Source organism: Pseudoalteromonas sp. RWi3 (genome assembly GCF_054960735.1).
The window spans coordinates 1-1,325 of the sequence record NZ_JBHNYL010000037.1; the positions used below are offsets into that span (position 1 = coordinate 1).

1 rRNA gene is annotated in these 1,325 nt (G+C 51.7%); it reads left to right on the forward strand.

The features are described from left to right. Nucleotides 1-1,325 (forward strand): 23S ribosomal RNA (locus ACFI4Z_RS19025); the annotation flags it as partial.

Consider the following 1,325-nt stretch of genomic DNA (forward strand, 5'->3'; position numbering starts at 1 on the left):
ACTAAGGTGGTGAAGTTGCTGATGCCATACTTCCAGGAAAAGCCTCTAAGCTTCAGATTATACCGAATCGTACCCCAAACCGACACAGGTGGTCAGGTAGAGAATACTAAGGCGCTTGAGAGAACTCGGGTGAAGGAACTAGGCAAAATCGTACCGTAACTTCGGGAGAAGGTACGCTCCGATGGGTGACGGGATTTACTCCCTGAGCTAATTGGAGCCGCAGTGACCAGGTGGCTGGGACTGTTTATTAAAAACACAGCACTGTGCAAAATCGCAAGATGACGTATACGGTGTGACACCTGCCCGGTGCCGGAAGGTTAATTGATGGGGTTAGTTTTCGGACGAAGCTCTTGATCGAAGCCCCGGTAAACGGCGGCCGTAACTATAACGGTCCTAAGGTAGCGAAATTCCTTGTCGGGTAAGTTCCGACCTGCACGAATGGTGTAACCATGGCCACGCTGTCTCCACCCGAGACTCAGTGAAATTGAAATCGCAGTGAAGATGCTGTGTACCCGCGGCTAGACGGAAAGACCCCGTGAACCTTTACTACAGCTTGGCACTGAACATTGAACCTACATGTGTAGGATAGGTGGGAGACTTAGAAGCAGAGACGCTAGTTTTTGTGGAGTCGTCCTTGAAATACCACCCTTGTAGTTTTGATGTTCTAACGTTGGCCCCTGAATCGGGGTTACGGACAGTGCCTGGTGGGTAGTTTGACTGGGGCGGTCTCCTCCCAAAGAGTAACGGAGGAGCACGAAGGTTGGCTAAGTACGGTCGGACATCGTACGGTTAGTGTAATGGTAGAAGCCAGCTTAACTGCGAGACAGACACGTCGAGCAGGTACGAAAGTAGGTCATAGTGATCCGGTGGTTCTGAATGGAAGGGCCATCGCTCAACGGATAAAAGGTACTCCGGGGATAACAGGCTGATACCGCCCAAGAGTTCATATCGACGGCGGTGTTTGGCACCTCGATGTCGGCTCATCACATCCTGGGGCTGAAGTCGGTCCCAAGGGTATGGCTGTTCGCCATTTAAAGTGGTACGCGAGCTGGGTTTAGAACGTCGTGAGACAGTTCGGTCCCTATCTGCCGTGGGCGTTTGAGAATTGAGAGGGGTTGCTCCTAGTACGAGAGGACCGGAGTGAACGAACCGCTGGTGTTCGGGTTGTCATGCCAATGGCATTGCCCGGTAGCTACGTTCGGAACTGATAAGCGCTGAAAGCATCTAAGCGCGAAGCAGGCCTCGAGATGAGTTCTCACTAGACTTTTAAAGTCTCTGAAGGGCCGTTGAAGACTACAACGTTGATAGGCAAGATGTGGAAGCAT